The sequence below is a fragment of the Aliivibrio sp. S10_S31 genome (assembly GCF_014694495.1).
Classification (GTDB): domain Bacteria; phylum Pseudomonadota; class Gammaproteobacteria; order Enterobacterales; family Vibrionaceae; genus Aliivibrio; species Aliivibrio fischeri.
Genome location: NZ_JAAUWR010000050.1, coordinates 1 through 2,398 on the forward strand (window position 1 = coordinate 1; position 2,398 = coordinate 2,398).

At 41.0% G+C, this 2,398-nt stretch carries 2 protein-coding genes; one reads left to right on the plus strand and one right to left on the minus strand.

What is annotated here, in order from left to right; genetic code table 11:
* Window positions 1-144 precede the first annotated feature (144 nt).
* Window positions 145-906 (minus strand): TatD family hydrolase, encoded by a 762-nt coding sequence (locus HC728_RS19375; RefSeq protein WP_017018915.1) that lies wholly within the window; start codon window positions 904-906, stop codon window positions 145-147.
* Window positions 907-1,057: 151 nt separating this feature from the next.
* On the opposite strand from HC728_RS19375, the gene hemB reads away from it, so the two are divergent.
* Window positions 1,058-2,074, plus strand: a complete 1,017-nt coding sequence (gene hemB, locus HC728_RS19380; RefSeq protein WP_065595621.1) for a porphobilinogen synthase — start codon at window positions 1,058-1,060, stop codon at window positions 2,072-2,074.
* The last annotated feature ends 324 nt before the right edge of the window (window positions 2,075-2,398 follow it).

Genomic DNA, 2,398 nt, shown 5'->3' on the forward strand with positions numbered 1-2,398 from the left:
GAAGGCATGGGACTCTAGGAGGAAAGAGCCCCATAGATTTTGAGTTAAGTAACTAAAACCCCGTGTCTACTTTTAAGGGGTCATATCAACCTGAAACCTGAAACCTGAAACCTGAAACCTGAAACCTTCAAGCGAAGCTATCTCTTAAATCCCAAATAACTTCATCGCATTCGCCGTCGTAATCGCATCCACATCAGCTAAACTCATTTCACGTAAATCTGCTACACGCTGAGCAACTAACTGAGTATAGGCTGGCTCATTACGCTTACCACGATGTGGTACTGGTGCTAAATAAGGACAATCGGTTTCTAGGATTACATAATCCATATCGAGGTGAGGAATAATCTTATCCATCCCGCCATTTTTAAAAGTAGACACACCACCAAGGCCTAAATGGAACCCTAAATCATTAATGGCTTTTGCTTCATCAACTGAGCCACCAAAGCAGTGGAAAACACCTGATAATGAACCGTCTTGTTCTTTTTTTAATAAGCTTAATGTTTCTTCAATAGAATCACGAGTGTGGATTACTACCGGTAGTTTCATCTCTTTTGCCCAATTTAATTGGGTAATAAATGCCATCTCTTGTTCTGCTTTAAAGGTTTTGTCCCAGTATAGGTCAATACCTATTTCACCTACCGCAATGAAATTATGCTTTTCAAACCATGAGTGAATGATTGCTAAGCTCTCTTTTACATCAGCGTTCACATAACAAGGGTGTAATCCCATCATTGAATGACAAACATCAGGATAAGCTGCTTCGGTTTTGAGCATTGGTTCGATAGATTCTAAATCGATGTTAGGTAGTAGAATTTTGCTAATACCTTGTTCTAGTGCGCGCTGAACAACAGCATCTCTATCTTCATCAAATTCTTTTGCATAAATATGAGCGTGAGTATCTATCATAGTGAAACCCTAAAACAAAAAATAATGGCTTCTATCATACCAAGTTCAAAGTAAAAATCAGATCTATACGAAAAAGTCACTTGAAAGACTACGATTAGCCACTCGATAGGTATATATTGGAAAGCATCATAAATACAAAAAGGAGCACAGTGTGTCTGTATCCATTCTTGGTGCGTTTCCAAACCGCCGCATGCGCCGTATGCGTAAACATGAATTTAGCCGCCGACTAATGGCTGAAAACCAACTAACAGTAAATGATTTGATTTATCCAATGTTTGTTCTTATGGGTAAAGATCGTCGTGAGTCTGTTGAGTCTATGCCGGGTGTTGAGCGTTTATCTATCGATTTACTGCTTGAAGAAGCGCAACGTCTTTATGATTTAGGAATTCCTGCGATTGCACTTTTCCCTGTGGTTTCTCAAGACGTTAAAAGTCTATGTGCTGCTGAAGCTTATAACCCTGAAGGTCTAGTTCAACGTACAGTTAAAGCCCTAAAGGAACATGTTCCAGAGCTTGGTGTGATTACTGATGTGGCTTTAGACCCATTCACAACTCATGGCCAAGACGGCATCATCGATGAAGATGGTTACGTAATGAATGACGTGACAACTGAAGTTCTGATTAAGCAGGCGTTATCGCACGCAGAAGCGGGTGCTGATGTGGTGGCTCCGTCTGACATGATGGACGGCCGTATTGGTGAGATCCGTAAAGCGCTAGAAAAAGCAGGTCACGTTCATACACAAATTATGGCGTACTCTGCAAAATATGCGTCTTGTTATTACGGTCCTTTCCGTGATGCAGTGGGTTCTTCATCTAACCTAAAAGGTGGTAATAAAAAGAATTACCAGATGGATCCTGCAAACAGTGATGAAGCAATTCATGAAGTTGCTATGGACATCAACGAAGGTGCGGATATGGTGATGGTGAAACCAGGTATGCCGTATCTGGACATTGTTCGTCGTGTTAAGACTGAACTTCAAGTTCCGACGTTTGCTTACCAAGTATCTGGTGAGTATGCGATGCATAAAGCCGCTATCATGAATGGTTGGCTGAGTGAACGCGATACTGTGATGGAATCGTTACTGTGCTTTAAGCGTGCTGGTGCTGACGGCATCCTAACTTACTTTGCGAAAGATGTAGCAGAGTGGTTGGCGGAAGATAAGAAGTAAGAGCAGGGACGAGAAAAAGCAGGGTTCAGATCGCTTCGCTTAAAGGTTTCAGGGGAAATGTGGTGAGCTTTGGTGTTAACTAGAGACTATGCGCTGCGCTAACTAGAAACGATAAGAGCAGAATTAAGTGCTGTTAACTTTTGTCTAAGAAATAAAAAAGCATGATGATTTTAGTTAATCATCATGCTTTTATTTTTCCTGAAACCTGATTTGACCCCAATAAAGTGGACACTCGATCACGAGGATTGAGTGACATGAAAATCAAATCACAACGAAAGTTTTCTAATGAGTTCAAAAGAAACGCAGTTCAACAGTCATTAGACT